Here is a 17540-nt window from a genome sequence, read left to right on the forward strand (position 1 = left end):
AGGTTGTCGATTGAATAGGGCGGATTTTGCAGCAGGTGTCGGCTAAATCTACCTTGCAAACAAATGGAAGGGAAGAGGCGTTATGTCACTCGTCACAGTGGAGGCGCGGCCTCCCGAGGAGACCGTGTATCTGGATGACCCCCAAAGCGGACTTCGGGGCGTGATAGTCATCAACTCCTCCCAACTAGGGCCCGCGGCGGGCGGCTGCCGGCTGCGGCGGTATAGTTCCGAAGCCGACAACCTGACCGACGCGCTGCGGCTGGCGGAAGGAATGAGCTACAAGAATGCTCTCGCCAACCTGCCGCTCGGCGGCGGCAAGGCGGCGTTGGTCCTGCCCGCGAACGAATTCGACCGGGTTGCCCTGTTCAGGGCGTTCGGTCGAGCGGTCGCGAAACTCGACGGGCGCTACGTCACCGCCGAGGACGTTGGAACGACGGTCGAGGACATGCTGAGCGTCGCTCAGGAAACCCGTCATGTGGCGGGCCTTCCCGCGCCGGCGGGTGCGCCGGGCGGCGATCCCGCACCGTGGACCGCGCTCGGCGTGTTCCGCTCGATGGAGGTTGCGGTCAATCGAAGGCTCGGCGCCCCCGTCTCGGACGTGACCGTAGCGGTTCAGGGCCTCGGCAACGTCGGGTTCGCCCTGTGCCGCCTGCTCCATGAGGCTGGCGCGCGGCTCATCGTCGCCGAACCCCGCAGCGCCATCGCCGCCAAGGCGGCAACCCTGTTCAATGCGGAGATCATGTCGTCCGCCGCGCTCGTCAAGGCGAAGGTCGACGTGTTCTCACCTTGTGCGCTCGGCGCGGTGCTCGACGCGGCCACGATCGCGCAGCTCCAGGCGAAGGTCGTCTGCGGCGCGGCCAATAATCAGCTTGCGACACCAGCCGACGGACTGGCGCTGGCCATGCGCGGCATAATGTATGCGCCCGACTACGTCGTGAACGCGGGCGGCATAATCAACGTCGCGGCGGAATATCTGGGGTGGACCGAGTCCGAGGCGGCGGCGCGCGTGTCACGCGTCGCCGGCCGACTCGTCGAGGTACTCGATCTCGCGGACACGGACGGGTGCACGACGAGCGAGGCCGCCGACGCGCTGGCCCGGGCGGTCATCGCCGGCGGGCGGCACGCGTGAGACGGACGGCCGAAGCGCGGCCGCGCGACGGCGAAGCTCCGCGACCGTTCTCGTTCGCCGTGACGGCGGAGCGTTGTCCCCAAATCCTGTGTCGGCTGATAGGGCTTTTCGCGCAGCAGGATCGCCTGATCGACCAAGTAGAGATGGTCGACACCGGGCGCATCCTGCGCGTCACCTTGGTCGTTTCCGGCATCGACCCGCAGCGCGCTGCGATCGCCGCCGAGAAGATCCGGCAACTCGTCCGCGTGCGCACGGTCGCGGTGCGCCAAGAGCGGCCCGCTCCGCGCTTTAGACGCTGAGGGCCTTCTGAGGCATTGGCCGTCATCGGTCCGACCGGAAAAAGTGGCCGATCGTTCAGAGAACTCGCTACGTCAGGCGAACGTGCGCGGTTCGCGAGCGGTTCGTAAGCCTCCTCGGGGAGAGCGAAAAGCGGCCCGACCGGCCACCTCTTATCGCCGACGCGTCTAAGGTCGTCGCGTGCTTTGACCGAACGCCGACGCTGCCGGATGCAGGTGCCACGTCCCGTCTCTCGATGTCCAATCGCCGAAGATGGCCCCTGCTATCCCGTGAAAGAACCTTCTGTTCTGTGGTTTTCAAGGGATCCCCCAAACTCGACTTACGCTGTCACCTCTCCCCGGCAGCGCTCGTCTCAGGCGGTCTTGCTTGACGATTCTTCTGCATGCCGAGCGACAACGCCTTTCGACGTGCGCCTGGCGAAACGCTGCGGAGGAGTCGCGAGATGCATGGACTCGGCCAATTCCTCGGCTGGCGGAGCGGGCCCTGCGGCAGCCTCATGGCGGAAGTCAGCCAACGACCGCACCTCGTCCTCGTCCGATCCGGCCATCACGCCCAGGAGAACTGCTTCGTCGCAGCCGTCTCCAGCCAGGTATGCATGGCCCATGTCCGAATCGATGTAGACGCACTGGCCCACGCCCAAGGTAACCGTGTCGTAGAATTCGGTGTGGATCTCGATGCGCCCCTCGAGCACATAGATGAACTCCTCGCCGGCATGCCTGATCAGCTCGCCGAACTCCTCCTGGGTCTTGGCGCGGACACGCGTAACGACGGGGATCATGCGCTTCCGGCGGAGATCCGTGCACAGGTAGTGGTAGTCGTAGTTCACGGTCTCGACGCGGAGCGCGTGCTCAATGTCGCCCAAGCTGCGCCGCGCGGTGAACCGCTCCTGGGCCGGCGGGGCGGGCGGGACGGGAACGCCGGTCTCCGCGAAGAACTCGGATATGTGCAACCCGAGGCGATCGCTTAGCGTCAAGAGCTTGTCGTAGCTAAGCGTCAGCCGATCATGCTCAATCTTCGAGAGTGTCGAAACCGGTATGCCGCTCCTTTCCGCCATCTGGTTGACAGTCCATCCCTGGCGCCGCCGGATCGAACGTAGCAGCGTGCCGAGCGTGGGGCGATCTGAGCGCATACGGTTTCCAGACGTCTATTGACATGGGCCTGTTTAGGACGAATACCGTCTCAATCAGGTTGGTTCCGGCAGGATACCGTCTTGTAAAGGCCGGGGCAATGCCGGTCGTTGAATTTTTGGGGAGTGACGATGCAGACAAAGGCGCTTCTTGCCGTTGCGATCGCGATGCTGATCGGTGCCGGGTCCTACGGGATGCCGCCCAAGCTGGTGCCCCAGGTCGCGAACGCCGCTCCCGCCGCACCGGCCACCGCCGGGCAATCGCCACTCGAGAAGGCCGACCTTGACGCGTGGCTGGACGGCTACTTTCCCTACGCGCTGCGCAGCGGCGACATCGCCGGGGCGGTGGTGGTGGTCGTCAAGGACGGCAAGGTGCTGACCGAGCGGGGCTTCGGCTATGCGGACGTCGCACGCCGCGTCCCCGTCGATCCCCAACGCACACTCTTCCGGCCGGGATCGGTATCGAAGCTATTCACCTGGACCGCGGTCATGCAGCTGGTCGAGCAGCGCAAGCTCGACCTGGACCGCGACGTCAACGCCTACATCGATTTCAGGATACCGCCGTTCGAGGGGAAACCGGTCACCCTGCGCAACCTCATGACGCACACCGGGGGCTTCGCGGAGACGAGCAAGAACGTCATGTTCTACGACCCCGCACGGCTCCAGCCCCTCGGGGCATACCTCAAGGAGATGCTGCCTGCCCGGATAACCGAGCCGGGGCTCACCCCGGCCTACTCCAACTACGGCTGCGCGCTTGCGGGCTACATCGTCGAACGGGTCTCCGGAGAGAGTTTCGAGGCATATGTCGAGCGGCACATCTTCGGACCGCTGGGCATGCGAAATTCGACCTTCCGCCAGCCGCTTCCCGCCCGCTTCAAGTCCGCGATGGCGCTCACCTATCCCTCGGGCTCCGCGCCACCGACGCCGTACGAACTGGTAGGCCCGGCGCCGGCCGGCGCACTGGCATCGACCGGAGACGACATGGGGCGCTTCATGATCGCGCACCTTCAGGACGGCATGCTGGATGGCAACCGCATCCTGCAGCCGGCGACCGCCGAACTGATGCATAATTCGCCGCTGACGTTGCTGCCCCCGCTCAATCGCATGGAGCTCGGGTTCTTCGAGACCAACATCAACGGCCGCGAGGTCATCGCCCATCTCGGCGACACGCAGGCTTTCCACACGGGCCTCCACCTCTTCCTGAAGGAGGGTGTCGGTCTCTACGTCTCGTTCAACAGCCTGGGCCGCGACGCGGCGTCGGCGAAGCTGCGCGGGGCGCTGTTCGAGGATTTCGCCGACCGGTACTTTCCGGCTGCGGCCGCACCGCCTACCCGCGTCGATGCCAAGCTCGCGCGCGACCACGTCGGCCTGATGGCAGGGAACTGGGTGCTGTCGCGCAAGCAGCACGGTAACTTCCTGGCGGCGCTTGGCCTCCCGGCGCAGCTGCAGGTGACGAGCGATGGCCAGGGCGGCCTGCTGATCCCGCTTCTGAAGGGGCTCGACGGTGCCGACCGACATTGGGTCGAGGTCGCCCCATTCGTCTGGAACGAGGTCGGCGGCCACGAGCGCATCGCCGCGAAGATCGTCGATGGCAAGGTCGTGCGGTTCAGCATGGACGGCCTGGCACCCTTTATGGTGTTCGTTCGCGTCCCTTGGACGCAGTCCAACGTCTGGTTGCTGCCCGCGCTCTACGCCGCCCTCGTCATCCTCGCCCTGACGTTCCTTCTATGGCCAGTGCGCGCGATCGTCAGGCGTCGCTACGGAGCGGCACTCGCGCTGCCCGGCGGCCGCCTCGCCGCGTATCGCGCTTCGCGCATCGCCGCGGGCACGATCCTCGCCGTCCTCATCGGGTGGATGGCACTGATCGCCGTGATGAGCGCCGACATCGACAACCTCACGGCGAAGATGGATGTCTGGCTCTGGCTCCTCCAGGCCGCCGGGTTGTTCGCCTTCGTCGGTGGCCTAGCGATCATGCTCTGGAACGCCTGGCTGGTCCTGCGCGCGCCAGCCTCCTGGCAGGCCCGGACTTGGGCGCTGCTGCTCGTCCTGGCTGCCGCCATCCCGCTATGGGTGGCGCTCGAATTCGGCCTCCTCTCATTCACGGTGAAGTTCTGATGTCCCGACTCAAGCTCGACGTCCGCGTCGAACGTCTTCGTTTGTCCGCTCCATTCCGTATCGCCAGCCGAACATTCGACTCCGCCGACGTCGTCGTCGCGACCCTTTCCGACGGCGAGGGCGCGGGGCGCGGCGAGGCGTCGGGCGTCTACTACACCGGCGACGGCGTGGATCAGATGCTCGAGCACGCCGAGCGCGCCCGCGCCGCTGTCGAGAGCGGGATGACCCGGGAGGACCTTCGTGGGCTGCTGCCGCCCGGCGGCGCGCGCAACGCGATCGATGCCGCCATGTGGGACCTCGAGGCGGCGCGCAGCGGCCGTCCCGCCTGGACGAGCGCCGGGGGCGAGGCCCCACGACCGCTGGTCACGACCTTCACCCTCGGTGCCGACACGCCCGAGGCGATGGCGGAGGGCGCGCGACGGTACGACCACGCCAAGGCGATCAAGGTGAAGCTGACCGGCGAGCTGGCGCTGGACATCGCCCGGGTCAACGCCATCCGCGAGGCCCGGCCCGACGTCTGGCTCGGCGTCGACGCCAACCAGGGATTTTCCATCGGCGACCTCGACGCGCTGGTCGCGGCCATGCAGGATGCCAACGTCTCCCTGATCGAGCAGCCTCTCGCCCGTGGCCGGGAGGCGGACCTCGACGGCTACGTCTCCCCGATCCCGATCGCCGCAGACGAGAGCGTCCTTTCGCTCGAGGACGTCGCCGGTGCTGTTGGCCGGTTCAGCGTCATCAACATCAAGCTCGACAAGTGCGGCGGCCTGACGGAGGCGCTGCTGATGGCGGCCGAGGCGCGCCGACTCGGCCTGGGCGTCATGGTCGGCAACATGATCGGCACCAGCCTCGCCATGGCGCCCGCGTTCCTGCTCGGACAGGTCTGCGACCTCGTCGATCTGGACGGACCGATCTTCCTGAGCGCCGACCGTAAGCCCGGGATGGAATACCGCGACGGAACGGTCTGGTGTCCGGACGCGGTCTGGGGGCGGGGCATGCCGGCGTCGGCGTGACCGCCGCACCCGAGCGGCGCTGGTTCGGTCAGCCTCCCGGGCTGACCATCCTGTTCCTGACCAACATGTGGGAGCAGTTCTCCTACTACGGCATGCGCGCGCTGCTGGTCTACTACATGACCAAGCAGCTGGCCTTCACCCAGGGCGCGTCCTCGCTGATCTACGGTGCCTACGCGGCGTGCGCCTACTTCACCCCCATGATCGGGGGCGTGGTCGCGGACAGGTGGCTCGGCAAGCGACGCGCCGTCATCATCGGCTCGGTCATCATGTCGGCCGGGCACTTCATGATGGCCTTCCCACAGATGCTGTTTCCCGCGCTCGCGACGATCGCCCTGGGCAACGGGCTCTTCCTCCCCACGCTTCCGGCGCAGATCAACGACCTCTACGGAGCCGACGACCCGCGGCGCGCGTGGGCCTACAACGTCTATTACGTGGGCATCAACATCGGCGGCTTCCTCGCGCCGCTGGTCTGCGGCACCCTCGGCGAGCTCTATGGTTGGCACTACGGGTTCAACGCGGCCGGCGTCGGAATGCTTCTGGGCCTCCTGATCTACCTCGCCGGCGGACGGCATCTTCCCGCCGAGCCGATCCGGGCGAACAGCCCGCTGGGCGTCGAGACCGGTCAGACCGTCGACCGGCGACGCCTCTATCTGCTCCTCTTCGCGATCGCCGCGGCCGTGACCGTGTTCCGGGCGGCCTACGAACAGGTGGGCAACACGGTGGCGCTCTGGGCCGATAGCGGCATCGACCGCCATGTCGGTGGAGGCTGGTCGATCCCGATGACGTGGTTCCAGTCGCTCAACCCGCTGCTCGTGATGCTGATGACGCCGCCGCTGCTCGCCTGGTGGAGGCGCCGCGCCGAACTGGGACGCGATCAGGCGCCGGTTCGACGGATGGCGACGGGCGCTGCGATCGTCGGCGCCGCCTACCTCATGCTGGCGGCGCTCGACGGCTCCGCGTCCGGGCACGTCGTTGGGTGGCCGTGGCTCGTCCTGTTCTTCGTCGTGTTCACCGCCGGCGAGCTCTTCATCCTCCCGACCGGTCTCGGTCTCTTCGCGAGGTTGGCCCCACCACGTCTCGAGGCAACGACCGTCGCCGCGTGGTTCCTCGCCATCTTCAGCGGCGGCCTTGCGGCCGGTCTGACCGGCACCCTGTGGAGCGTGGTGTCGCACGCCAGCTTCTTCGTCATCCTCGGCGGTCTCGCCCTCGCCGCCTCGCTCCTGCTACGCCTCCTGGACGGGCCAGCACGACGCGTCGAAGCGAACGGAAATGAAGGCGGCCTACATACCGGATTGCCTAATACGGACTGAAATCGTCCTGATTAGGATTGACATAGGCCGGATAAGGCTGGAACTAGAGACGGAATCAAGCTGCGACAAAAGCCGCCCCACCTGAGTCTCCCGGGAATCCGGGAGGACGTGACGGGTCGGCAATCGACAGCCAGATCGTAAGGGAGAGAGATCATGCGAATTCCGTTGCTCGTCGCCGGTCGACCGACATGGTTGCTGTCGGTCAGCGCACTCGCGCTGTGCGTTCCTATCAGCGCGCATGCTCAGGCCGTCCCCCCGTCGCCGGCCACCGCCGGGGCGGACGCCGACAGGCCCGATGACATCATCGTCACCGCGCAGAAGCGCGATCAGACCTTGCGCGAGGTCCCTCAGTCGATCTCGGTCCTGCCTCAGGCAGTCCTCGAAAGGCAGCAGGCGTCCAGCTTCCAGGACTATGTCGCGCTCATTCCCGGGCTGAGCCTGCAGCAGCCCACGCCCGGCAACGCCCGTATCGTGCTTCGCGGCATCAACACCGGCAGCGTCAGCTCGACGGTCGCGGTCTACGTCGACGACGTGCCGTTCGGTTCGAGCAGCGGTCTCGTCAACGGCGGCGGGCTGGCAGGCGATTTCGACACGTTCGACATCGCGCGGGTCGAAGTGCTGCGCGGTCCGCAGGGGACGCTCTACGGCGCAAGTTCGCTCGGCGGCGTGCTAAAGTTCGTGACCAACGCCCCCGACACCGCGAAGTTCTCCCTTCGCGCCAAGGGAGGGGCCGAGACCACCCGCGGCGGAGAGGTCAGCTACAACGGCGCTGCAATGGTGAATGTACCGCTCGGCGATACGCTGGCGATTCGGGCCAGCGGCTATTATCGCAGGATCGGCGGCTATGTGGATTCCATCGGCACGGCCGGATCGCGAATCGATAACGCGGTCAACTGGGCGAAGGTGTATGGCGGCCGTGCGTCGCTGCTTTTCAGGCCGACCCAGAATCTATCGATCCAGCTAAGCGCGAACGTGCAGAGAATCGAAGCCGGCTCGCCAAGCGGTGTGGAGGCCGATCCGGTCACGCTCCAGCCGCTCTACGGGCGGCTCACCCGGTCGGTCTATGCGCCCGAGCTCAATCGCACGGACTACCGCGTCTATAGCGGCGAAGTCGGTCTCGACCTGGGCTTTGCCAAGCTGACCTCGATCACCAGCTACGCGACACTCGACCGTCGCTTCCTGCAGGACGAGACCTTCATCGCGCGTGCCGTAGGATATGGCGCGTTCTGCCCAGCCGCGCTGCCGCTGTGCAACTTCGTCAACCGCCAGGACAACCGCGTCCGCAAGTTTACGGAGGAAGTCCGCCTGTCGTCGTCCGGTAAGTCGACGGTCGATTGGCTGCTGGGCGGCTACTACACGCGCGAGACCGGGCTGATCTCGACGAACTTCAACGTCGACGACCCCGCGACCGAGCAGCCTACCGGTCCGAACGGCCTGCTCCAGACCACCGGCCTCGATTCCAAATATCGGGAGTATGCCGGTTTCGCCAATGCCACGTGGCACATCACCGACAGATTCGATCTGACTGCCGGCGGACGTTACAGCCACAACAGCCAGACCGGCCTGCAAAATTACCTGACCTTTGGCGCCCCCACCGTTTTTGCACCGTTGGTTTCGTCGGACAACGTGTTCACGTACTCGGTCGCGCCCCGCCTCGAGCTGAGCAAGCACGTCGCGATCTATGCTCGCATCGCCAAGGGCTACCGTCCCGGGGGGCCGAACGTCGTGCCCGTTCCCGTCACGCCGGGCACGCCGCTCAGCTTCAAGTCCGACTCCACCGTAAACTACGAGGCCGGCATCAAGGCAGACGCGCTCGACCACGCACTGACATTCGACCTGTCGGGCTTCCGTATCGACTGGAGCCGGATCCAGCTTTTCCAGATCGTCAACAATACCGGGGTCAACACCAATGGCGGCAAGGCCATCAGCCAGGGGTTCGAGCTGACCGTCACCGCCCGTCCCACCGTCGGGCTCGACTTCTCGGCGAACGCCGCCTTCACGGATGCCCACCTGACGCAGGATACGGATCTCGTTCTGGTCGGCGGATACAAGGGCGATCCGCTGCCCTACACGCCTCGGGTCTCCGTTGCCTTCAGCGGTGACTACCAATGGGGCATCGGTGGTGACGCCAAGGCCTTCATCGGCGGCACCGTCCGACTGGTCGGGCAGCAGGTCGCCGATTTCGACGCAGCCTATGCCGCCGCCAACGGCCGACAGCGCAAGATACCCTCCTATGCCACGGCCGATCTGCGCGCGGGCATCGATCTCGGCAAGTTCTCGCTCGAGGTCTATGCACGCAATCTGACCGATGCCCGGGGCATCCTCGACGAAGGCGGCATCGGAGGAGGGCTCGGCAGCATCCCCAACGGCGCGGTCAGCACCGCGCTCATCCGACCGCGGACGATCGGGCTGAGCCTCACCGTCGGTTACTAGCGCTCTGCCTCGTGGCGCCGGGCCGAGCCGCCCGGCGCCACGACTGCCTCGCCCCCCGACCGCGTGTGGTGAACGGAATCCATAGACATGAACGCACCCGACAGGACCGGCGCGATGACGGTTCAGCTAATACCCCAACCCTACCTCCTGTTTCTCGGGGACACGGTCGAGCCGGCCTATGCGAAGACGGCCTTCGGGCTGCGCGACTGGGCACCAGACAACTGTGTCGGCGAATTCGCCTGCGCCAACGCCACCGTCAGCGTCGGACTGCCGCCGATGCGTCCCGCCGAGGCCCACGCCGCCGGCGCCAAGTCGCTGGTCATCGGCGTCGCCAACAATGGAGGGATCATCCACCCCTCATGGTTGCCGCTCCTGGTCGAGGCGCTCGAGGCGGGGCTCGACGTCGTCAGCGGTCTCCACGCGTCGCTCGGCGACGTCCCCGAACTTCGCGCGGCGGCGCAGTCGTCCGGGCGTCGGTTGATCGATGTGCGCCGACCTCCCGCGGACATTCCCGTCGGGACAGGGCTCAAGCGAACGGGCCGTAGGCTGCTGACCGTCGGGACCGACTGCGCGCTGGGCAAGAAATACACCGCGCTCGCGATCTCCCGGGCATTCGCCGCGCGCGGGATCGACAGCGATTTCCGTGCCAGCGGGCAGACCGGCATACTGCTCGCTGGGCGCGGGATGCCAATGGACGCGGTGCCGGCCGACTTCGAGGCGGGCGCGGCCGAGATCCTCAGCCCCGCGGCGGCGCCCGGTCATTGGGACGTCATCGAAGGGCAGGGCTCGCTGCTCCATCCGTCCTATGCCGCGGTGTCGCTGGGGCTGCTCCATGGTAGCCAGCCCGACGTGGTCGTCGTCTGCCATCAGCCGGATCGGCCGCATATGCTAGGGCTTCCCGATTTCCCCGTGCCGTCCATCGAACGGATCATCGACGTGACGCTCGAGCTCGGCCGGGTCACCAATCCCGGAATCCGCTGCGCCGGCGTCAGCCTAAACACCGCACATCTTGACGAAGGAGGAGCGACGAGGCTGATGGCGTCGGAAAGCGAGCGGCTCGGTCTGCCGTGCGCGGATCCCATCCGCGGTGGCATCCGCTTCGAGGAGCTCGTCGATCGATGTCTCGCCTGATGGCCACCACGCGCGGAGGCGCACGTTCCCAACGGTGGGCGGGATGACGCGCGCGCCGACCTGGTTCCAGCGCTTCCTGCTTCCCGGACTCGCCTTCAAGGCCGTGGTCATCGGTGGCGGCTACGCGACCGGTCGGGAGCTCGCCGAATACTTCCTGCCCGCCGGCCCGTGGGGCGGGGTCGCCGCGATGGTGCTCGCAACCATCATCTGGAGCGCGGTGTGCGTGGCGACGTTCCAGTTCGCCCGCCTGACCGGCGCGGAGGACTACCGATCCTTCTTCAAGGCGCTGCTCGGGCGCGCCTGGCCCCTTTTCGAGGTCACCTATCTGGTGTTCGTGGTGCTCATCCTCGCAGTGTTCGGCGCGGCAGCGGGAGCGATCGCCCACGCCGTGCTCGGCACGCCGCCAATCCTGGGCACGCTCGCGCTGATGGCGGCGATCGCGGGGGTCGCGACCTTCGGCAACGAGTCGGTCGAAGGTCTCTTCAAGTATGTCTCGTTCCTCCTCTACGCCGTCTACGCGGTCTTCCTCGTATTGGCGCTGACGCGGTTCGGTGACCGGATCGAGATCGCCTTCGCCACGCCCGGCCCGGCGCTTCCATGGGTCGCGGGCGGCATCACCTATGCCGGCTACAACATCGTCGGCGCGGTCGTCATCCTGCCGGTAACCCGTCACTTCACCCGCTCCCGCGACGCGGTCGTGGCGGGCCTCATCGCCGGGCCGCTCGCGATGCTGCCCGCCCTGCTGTTCTTTCTGAGCATGACCGCCTTCGCGCCCGGGATCGGCAAGGAAGTCCTGCCGTCCGATTTCCTCCTTGCCCGGCTCGGCAGCCCGCTTTTTCACGTCGTCTTCCAGGTGATGATCCTCGCCGCGCTGCTCGAGAGCGGGACGGGCGCCGTGCACGCGATCAACGAGCGGATCGCGGCCGGCTGGCGCCGCGCGCGCGGCATCGAGCTAGGCGGTCGCCGCCGGCTCGTCATCGCCCTCGCGCTCCTCGCCGCCTGCATGCTGGTCGCAGAGAGGGTGGGGCTCGTGGCGCTCATCGCCGATGGATATCGCTTTCTCGCCTACGCACTGATCGCCGTCTACGTCCTGCCGCTCATGACGATCGGCCTGTTCAGGCTCTTCCGGCGATCGGCCCAGCCCCTGGAGACATCATGAAGAAAGCATTGCTTGCTCTCGTCGTTCTCGCGTCACCCACCTTCGCAGCGCCGCCCAAGGGCTTCGTCGCCCGCGTCGAGGCGCTGCGGCAGCGCGTCGGGGTGCCCGGCATCGCGATCGCCATCGTCGAGAACGGCAAGCCAACCCTCGTCAAGGGTTGGGGCGTGCGCAGGCTCGGATCGCCCGAACCGGTGGACGCCGACACGATCTTTCCGACCGGCTCGACCGGCAAGGCCTTCACCGTCGCGGCGCTCGCGACGTTGGTCGACGAGGGCAGGATCTCGTGGGACGACAAGGTCACGGACCGCCTTCCCGGTTTCCAGATGTATGATCCCTGGGTCACGCGCGAGATGACCATCCGGGACCTGCTGGTGCATCGCAGCGGACTGGGCCTCGGCGCCGGCGACATGCTGTTCGCGCCGCGCAGCAACATCCCGCGCGCGGAGGCGGTCCGCCGGCTGCGGTTCATCAAGCCGGCAACGAGCTTCCGCAGCGGCTACGCCTACGACAATGTCCTCTACATGGTCGCGGGACAGCTCATCGAGGCGGTAACGGGACAGTCCTGGGAAGATTACGTGCGGGAGCACGTCCTCAAGCCCGCCGGCATGCTCACGTCGACGACCGATGACGATCGCCGCTTCGCGACTCCCAACCGCGCCTTCCCGCACGCCCGGCTGAACGGTGGGTTGCGCGGCATAGGCACGCAGGAGGCGCTTAGCGAAACGGACGATCTCGCCCGGAACGCGGCCCCCGCTGGCGGGCTCGCCATCAGCGCCAGCGACATGGCCAGATGGCTGAACCTACAGCTCGCCGGGGGAAGGCTGCCGAATGGCGGCAGACTGTTCAGCGAAGCCACGCATGAGGAGATGTGGAAGCCCGTGCTGCTTCAGCCAATCGCGCCGCGGCCCGACTATCTCCGGCCGACGCAGCCGATGTTCTACACCTATGCGCTGGGCTGGGACGTCCAGGACTATCACGGCGCGCGCATCGTCTGGCACGCGGGCGCCGTGTTCGGCTTCCTGTCGGCGGTGGTGCTGATCCCGGAAAAGAACGTCGCCTTCTCGATCGAGGTCAACAGCGAGGACGGCGAGGTCGTGCGCGGCCTGATGTACGAACTGCTCGATCACTATCTCGGTCAGCCGAAGAACGACTGGCCCGCCAAGCTCGGCCGCTACAAGAGCGATCGGGCCGCCGAGGCGCTGAAGCTGATGCGCGCAGTCGCCGCCACCCCGGCCAAGATCGGACCGTCACTTCCGCTCGAGCGCTACGCGGGGACCTATACCGACCCCTGGTACGGCGATATCGCCGTGGCCCGAAACGGCGATCAGCTCACAATCGACTTCAAGTCGACGCCCCGCATGTCGGGCCGGCTCGAGCACTGGCAGTACGACACCTTCGTCACCCGGCTCGACGACAAGTCGCTCGAACCCGCCTACGTCACCTTCAGCCTCGATGCGGACGGCAAGGTCAGCCGCGTCACGATGAAAGCGGTCTCGCCGCTCGCCGATTTCAGCTACGACTACCAGGACCTGCTGTTCCAACCCGCCGGACCAAAGCCATGAAACGAGCATCGATCGCCGCCGCCGCGCTACTGCTGCTCGGCGCGGCGGCGCCCCCGCAGTTCGATATCGTCATCCGCCATGGTCGCGTCCTGGACGGTGCCGGCAACCCGTGGGTCGCGGCCGACATCGCGATCAAGGACGGCCGGATTGCTCAGATCGGCCAGGTGAAGGGTTCCGGCGCCAAGGAGATCGACGCCACCGGCCTGTACGTCTCACCAGGCTTCATCGACATGATGGACCAGTCGGGCGAGGTGCTGCTCACGAGCGGCGGCGCCGAAAACAAGCTGCGAATGGGCGTTACGACCCTGATCGCAGGCGAAGGTGGGACGCCAGTCGATGCCGCCAAGATCCCCGCCTACTTCGCCCAGCTCGAGCGACAGGGCATCGCCGTCAATTTCGGTACCTACTACAGTGCGGCCCAGGCACGCGTGAAGGTGATGGGCGATGCCGCGGGGCATCCGAGCCCGGTGCAGCTCGACGCGATGCGGAGCGAAGTCGCGACGGCGATGCGTGCAGGTGTCTTCGGGATCGCCACCGCTTTGATCTATCCGCCCGACAGCTTCCAGACGACGGACGACCTGATCGCGCTCGCGAAGGTGTCGGGGAAGTGCGGCGGGTTCTACGCGACGCACATGCGGGACGAGAGCGCGAAGCTGCTGTCGGGAATCGACGAGGCGATCCGGATCGGCGAGGAGGGCGGCGTCAAGGTCGAGATCTTCCATCTCAAGGCCGCCTACAAGCCGCTGGCCGGGAAGCTGATGCCGCGGGCGCTCGCGAGGATTTCGGCAGCGCGCGAACGCGGCGTCGACGTCGCGGCGGACCTCTACCCCTATACGGCTGGCGGGACGGGGATCGACATCACCGTTCCGAACTGGGTGTTCGCCGACGGTCTGGCGAAAGGCTGGGAACGGCTCAAGGACCCGGCCGTCCGCGCCCGGCTCAAACGCGAGGTCGCCGCAGGCTCTCAGGCCGACTGGTCGAATCTGGTCGAGGCCTCGGGCGGCTGGGACCACGTCGTCCTCGCCAACGCGTTCGACCCGAAATACGACGCATTCGACGGACAGAGCTTCGCCGCGATCGGCAAGGCGATGGGCCGAGACCCCGCCGACGTCGCGTGGGACATCGCCGGTGCAGCGCAGCCCAGGCGCGCGATGGCGCTGTTCTTCATGATGGACGACGCCGACATCGACCTTGCGCTCAAGCAGCCCTGGACCAGCATCGGCACGGACGCCGCCGCGTCCGCGAAATTCGGCGAGGTCGACGCCCTCGGCCTTCCGCACCCGCGGGCATACGGCACCTTTCCGCGCATCCTCGGCTTCTATGCCCGAGACCGTGGGCTGCTGAGTCTTCCCGAGGCTGTCCGCAAGATGACGTCCTGGCCCGCCGCACGGATGGGGCTGGCGGATCGCGGCGTGCTCCGCGAAGGGCTGCGCGCGGACCTCGTGCTATTCGACTACGCCAAGGTGGCAGCGGGCTCGGACTGGAAGCATCCCGTCGCGCCGCCGGTCGGGATCGAGGACGTGATCGTCAACGGCGTTCTAGCGGTGACCGGGGAACGTGCGACCGGCTCGCGGTCGGGCATGGTTCTGCGCCACCCATGCTGAGTTCGGAGGCGAGTGGGTGGACCGTGCGTCCAGCCGCCCACAGCGACGCCGCGTCTCTCCGGCAACTTATCGAGGAACTGGCAGTCGAAGAGGGACTGTCGGGAGAGCTGCACGCGACCGAAGGCCTCCTGGCCACCGAGCTTTCGCGCCCTTCACCTACCGCGAACTTCCTGCTCGCCGAGCGCGACGGGGCGCCGCTGGGATTCTGTGCCTGGTATCACGGATTCTCGACCTTCGAATCGCGGCGAACGGCCTTCATCGAGGACGTCTTTGTCCGACACGCCGCGCGACGGAAGGGGATCGGAGCGGCCCTGCTGCGGCACGTGGCCCTCGAAGCGGCGAGCTATGGCCTGCCCCGGATCGAGTGGCGCGTGCAGCGATCCAACGAGGACGCGATCAAGCTGTTCGAAAGGGCGGGGCTGCGCGTCGTCGACGACTGGCTTTTCTGCCGCGCCTCGCCCACGGAACTGACGTCTACCTGAGAGCTCAGATCGGCGGTGACTGGTATGCATTGAGGGGTAGCACGATGGTGGTTCCGGATCGTTGGGCAGACCGGTGGATCGAGGCGTGGAACGAGCGGGACCTCGAGGCCCTCCTTGCGCTCTATGCCAGCGATGTTCAGCTGCGCTCGCCTCTCGCCAAGGTCTACGCCCAAGACGGCGTGGTCAAGGGTCGGAGCAACCTGGGACTCTACTGGGGCGAGGCGATGCGACGAATGCCGAACTTTCGACTGGAGAAGATAGCCGTATACACTGGCCATCTCACGCTTGCACTGCACTGCAGGGATCACCTCGGGCGGAACAGCATCGAGACGGTGCTTTTCAACGACGAGGATGAGGCGATCTCCCATACCGCATGCCTCGATCGAGTGCGTTGACGAGAGGATCGCGGGCCCTGATCCTAAGCGCCTTCGCGATCGATCGCCGATCTGGCCTCGCGCAGCGCTATCGCACATTCGTCGCAACAGACCTCGACGGTCTTGCCCCCGATGGTAACGGTTCGCCGCGACTCGTCGAGCGGCGAGTCACACGCTGCACAGCTATCCTGCATCACGATCTCCTCTACCCAAGAGCATCTTCTCGACGTCTGCGGGACGCTATCGAAATCTTTAGCGACCTCCCAGGATCCGTCGCCTCGGCTCCACGGACCGTGCGGCTATGGGCCGGCGCGGGCGCGAACTCCATGTCCGTTCCACCGGCGGTCACCGCAGACACGCTGCTTGCGATCGACATCGGTGCTCGCGGAACGTACCGTAGGGCAGCAGCGGCGGGCGGGGCCTGCGCCTAGTGGCAGCATCGGCGGGTCGGGGGCGAACGCGGCAAGGGCCGGCGCGCAGGAGGGGCGCCCGCTGACGCGACGTGGCCGTTGGCTACATTCCCAGACTCGCTCGAGATGTCCGGCGCGGCGCTACCGCACGTCCTCCGGCTCGGAAGCGATGCGCACCTCGGCGGCCGATGAAGGGGGCTTGTCTCTCAGAAAAGCGACGAAGATGCCGGCGCAGACCGTGAGCGCGGTCGAGCCTAGCCAGAGCCAGCGATAGTTCAACGTCAGATCAAAGAGATAACCGCCCATATAGGCTCCCGCGGCAGCGCCGAGAGCATGCCCCGCCGAGATCATTCCCATGGACAGCCCCATCACCCGCAGTCCCAGATGACTGGCGACGAGGCTCGCGGTAACTGGCACCGTCGCATAGTCGACCGCCCCGAATAGGACGGCGAAGACAATCAGCCTCTCAAAATCCGCGCCCATGTTCATCAGGATAAGGAAGGCCAGACCCCTCACCAGATAGATCCCTCCGAGCAGCACGACCCGGTTCATGCGGTCGGCAAGCCAGCCCGCGCCGATCATTCCCACCATGTTGACCGCGGACAGTAGCCCGTAGGCGGTCGCACTCGGGACCGGTCCAAAGCCGCAGAACGAGGCGTACGGCAGGAAGTGTGTCTCGATCACTCCCGTCGTAGTGAAACCGCAGAGAAGGAAGCTCCAGAAGAGGATGTGAAAGGTGGGCTTGCGAAGCACGAACACGATATCCGCCGACAGGTTCGAGTCCGACTTCGCATCCCCTGCCCGCGCCGTGCCCGGCGGCCCGAGCGTCCACCATAGAAATGGCACCAGCACCAACGCTCCGGCGCCTAGCGCCAGAAAGCTCCAACGCCAACTCCACGTCGCCAGCACCGTCGCAATCAGAGGAACGATCAGGAACTGGCCCCCGGTTGCGCCCGACGTGGCAATGCCGGTCGCCAGCCCGCGGCGTCGGGCGAACCGATGCGCCACCGCCGTGGAGACCACGTGCGTCGCGATGATGCCGAATCCCACTGCGGAAATTCCGCTGAAGGCGATCACGAAGACGGTCCTGCTGCTTGTCCCCGCCACCATCAGGCTGCCGAGGCCGACCAGCGTCAGGCCCGCGACCATCGTGAGGCGCATTCCGTGGCGATCCACCAGCCGGCCAGCGAAGGGAGCCACCGCCGCCATGACCAGCAGCGCGGTCGCCGCCGCGCCAGACACGAAGCCGCGCGACCAGCCTAGTTCGGCGGTCCATACCGGCGCCACCAGGCCCAGGGTAGCCCTCGCCGAGAACGCGATCGCCAGAGCAAGAAAACCGACGGCCACCACAGGCCAATCCCGCGATCGCTGTGCGTCCGATACCGCCTGCCTCATGAA

14 protein-coding genes are annotated in these 17540 nt (G+C 66.7%); 12 read left to right on the plus strand and 2 right to left on the minus strand.

All coding sequences use genetic code 11. The features are described from left to right. Window positions 1-82: 82 nt before the first annotated feature. Both ACVWZA_RS02875 and ACVWZA_RS02880 read left to right on the plus strand, forming a co-directional pair. The gene (locus ACVWZA_RS02875) at window positions 83-1129 is read left to right on the plus strand and encodes a Glu/Leu/Phe/Val family dehydrogenase (protein ID WP_457309634.1); all 1047 of its coding nucleotides are present in this window, start codon (window positions 83-85) and stop codon (window positions 1127-1129) included. Then, window positions 1126-1428 carry a hypothetical protein gene (locus ACVWZA_RS02880; RefSeq protein WP_457309635.1) on the plus strand — a complete coding sequence of 101 codons (303 nt, stop codon included), beginning with the start codon at window positions 1126-1128 and terminating at the stop codon, window positions 1426-1428. The genes ACVWZA_RS02875 and ACVWZA_RS02880 overlap by 4 nt, the downstream gene beginning before the upstream one ends. A gap of 350 nt (window positions 1429-1778) precedes the next feature. Here ACVWZA_RS02880 and ACVWZA_RS02885 read toward each other — a convergent pair whose 3' ends face one another. Next, the gene (locus tag ACVWZA_RS02885; protein WP_457309636.1) at window positions 1779-2555 is read right to left on the minus strand and encodes a helix-turn-helix domain-containing protein; all 777 of its coding nucleotides are present in this window, start codon (window positions 2553-2555) and stop codon (window positions 1779-1781) included. Window positions 2556-2684: 129 nt separating this feature from the next. Between ACVWZA_RS02885 and ACVWZA_RS02890 the strand changes: the two genes are divergently transcribed. From ACVWZA_RS02890 to ACVWZA_RS02935, 10 genes are all read left to right on the plus strand, one after another. Continuing rightward, on the plus strand, window positions 2685-4667 hold the full coding sequence (locus ACVWZA_RS02890) for a serine hydrolase domain-containing protein (protein ID WP_457309637.1): 1983 nt from the start codon (window positions 2685-2687) through the stop codon (window positions 4665-4667). Then, window positions 4667-5677, plus strand: a complete 1011-nt coding sequence (locus ACVWZA_RS02895) for a dipeptide epimerase (RefSeq protein ID WP_457309638.1) — start codon at window positions 4667-4669, stop codon at window positions 5675-5677. The genes ACVWZA_RS02890 and ACVWZA_RS02895 overlap by 1 nt, the downstream gene beginning before the upstream one ends. Further along, entirely contained in the window at window positions 5674-6987 is a 1314-nt protein-coding gene (locus ACVWZA_RS02900; protein ID WP_457309639.1) for a peptide MFS transporter, read from the plus strand. Before ACVWZA_RS02895 ends, ACVWZA_RS02900 begins: the two co-directional genes overlap by 4 nt. A 153-nt stretch (window positions 6988-7140) precedes the next feature. Then, window positions 7141-9420, plus strand: a complete 2280-nt coding sequence (locus ACVWZA_RS02905; protein WP_457309640.1) for a TonB-dependent receptor — start codon at window positions 7141-7143, stop codon at window positions 9418-9420. A gap of 87 nt (window positions 9421-9507) precedes the next feature. Continuing rightward, the gene (locus ACVWZA_RS02910; RefSeq protein ID WP_457309641.1) at window positions 9508-10551 is read left to right on the plus strand and encodes a DUF1611 domain-containing protein; all 1044 of its coding nucleotides are present in this window, start codon (window positions 9508-9510) and stop codon (window positions 10549-10551) included. Window positions 10552-10594: 43 nt separating this feature from the next. Continuing rightward, window positions 10595-11710, plus strand: coding sequence for a YkvI family membrane protein (locus ACVWZA_RS02915; RefSeq protein ID WP_457309642.1), 1116 nt, complete (start codon window positions 10595-10597; stop codon window positions 11708-11710). Beyond that, window positions 11707-13272 carry a serine hydrolase gene (locus tag ACVWZA_RS02920; RefSeq protein ID WP_457309643.1) on the plus strand — a complete coding sequence of 522 codons (1566 nt, stop codon included), beginning with the start codon at window positions 11707-11709 and terminating at the stop codon, window positions 13270-13272. Before ACVWZA_RS02915 ends, ACVWZA_RS02920 begins: the two co-directional genes overlap by 4 nt. After that, window positions 13269-14876 (plus strand): N-acyl-D-amino-acid deacylase family protein, encoded by a 1608-nt coding sequence (locus ACVWZA_RS02925; RefSeq protein WP_457309644.1) that lies wholly within the window; start codon window positions 13269-13271, stop codon window positions 14874-14876. The genes ACVWZA_RS02920 and ACVWZA_RS02925 overlap by 4 nt, the downstream gene beginning before the upstream one ends. 23 nt (window positions 14877-14899) lie before the next feature. Next, a complete protein-coding gene (locus ACVWZA_RS02930; RefSeq protein WP_457309645.1) occupies window positions 14900-15358 on the plus strand; it encodes an N-acetyltransferase family protein in 459 nt (152 codons plus the stop codon). A gap of 44 nt (window positions 15359-15402) precedes the next feature. Continuing rightward, window positions 15403-15753, plus strand: a complete 351-nt coding sequence (locus ACVWZA_RS02935) for a nuclear transport factor 2 family protein (RefSeq protein ID WP_457309646.1) — start codon at window positions 15403-15405, stop codon at window positions 15751-15753. 530 nt (window positions 15754-16283) lie between these two features. Here ACVWZA_RS02935 and ACVWZA_RS02940 read toward each other — a convergent pair. Beyond that, window positions 16284-17537, minus strand: a complete 1254-nt coding sequence (locus tag ACVWZA_RS02940; RefSeq protein ID WP_457309647.1) for an MFS transporter — start codon at window positions 17535-17537, stop codon at window positions 16284-16286. Window positions 17538-17540: the final 3 nt, after the last annotated feature.

It is taken from the genome of Sphingomonas sp. UYAg733, from assembly GCF_054057355.1.

Bases quoted from the DNA above. Each gene is read 5' to 3' on its own strand.
- ACVWZA_RS02915 (WP_457309642.1), top strand. From the start codon at position 10,595: ATGACGCGCGCGCCGACCTGGTTCCAGCGCTTCCTGCTTCCCGGACTC.
- ACVWZA_RS02940 (WP_457309647.1), bottom strand. From the start codon at position 17,537: ATGAGGCAGGCGGTATCGGACGCACAGCGATCGCGGGATTGGCCTGTG.
- ACVWZA_RS02885 (WP_457309636.1), bottom strand. From the start codon at position 2,555: ATGCGCTCAGATCGCCCCACGCTCGGCACGCTGCTACGTTCGATCCGG.
- ACVWZA_RS02935 (WP_457309646.1), top strand. From the start codon at position 15,403: ATGGTGGTTCCGGATCGTTGGGCAGACCGGTGGATCGAGGCGTGGAAC.
- ACVWZA_RS02905 (WP_457309640.1), top strand. From the start codon at position 7,141: ATGCGAATTCCGTTGCTCGTCGCCGGTCGACCGACATGGTTGCTGTCG.
- ACVWZA_RS02920 (WP_457309643.1), top strand. From the start codon at position 11,707: ATGAAGAAAGCATTGCTTGCTCTCGTCGTTCTCGCGTCACCCACCTTC.
- ACVWZA_RS02875 (WP_457309634.1), top strand. From the start codon at position 83: ATGTCACTCGTCACAGTGGAGGCGCGGCCTCCCGAGGAGACCGTGTAT.
- ACVWZA_RS02895 (WP_457309638.1), top strand. From the start codon at position 4,667: ATGTCCCGACTCAAGCTCGACGTCCGCGTCGAACGTCTTCGTTTGTCC.
- ACVWZA_RS02910 (WP_457309641.1), top strand. From the start codon at position 9,508: ATGAACGCACCCGACAGGACCGGCGCGATGACGGTTCAGCTAATACCC.
- ACVWZA_RS02890 (WP_457309637.1), top strand. From the start codon at position 2,685: ATGCAGACAAAGGCGCTTCTTGCCGTTGCGATCGCGATGCTGATCGGT.
- ACVWZA_RS02925 (WP_457309644.1), top strand. From the start codon at position 13,269: ATGAAACGAGCATCGATCGCCGCCGCCGCGCTACTGCTGCTCGGCGCG.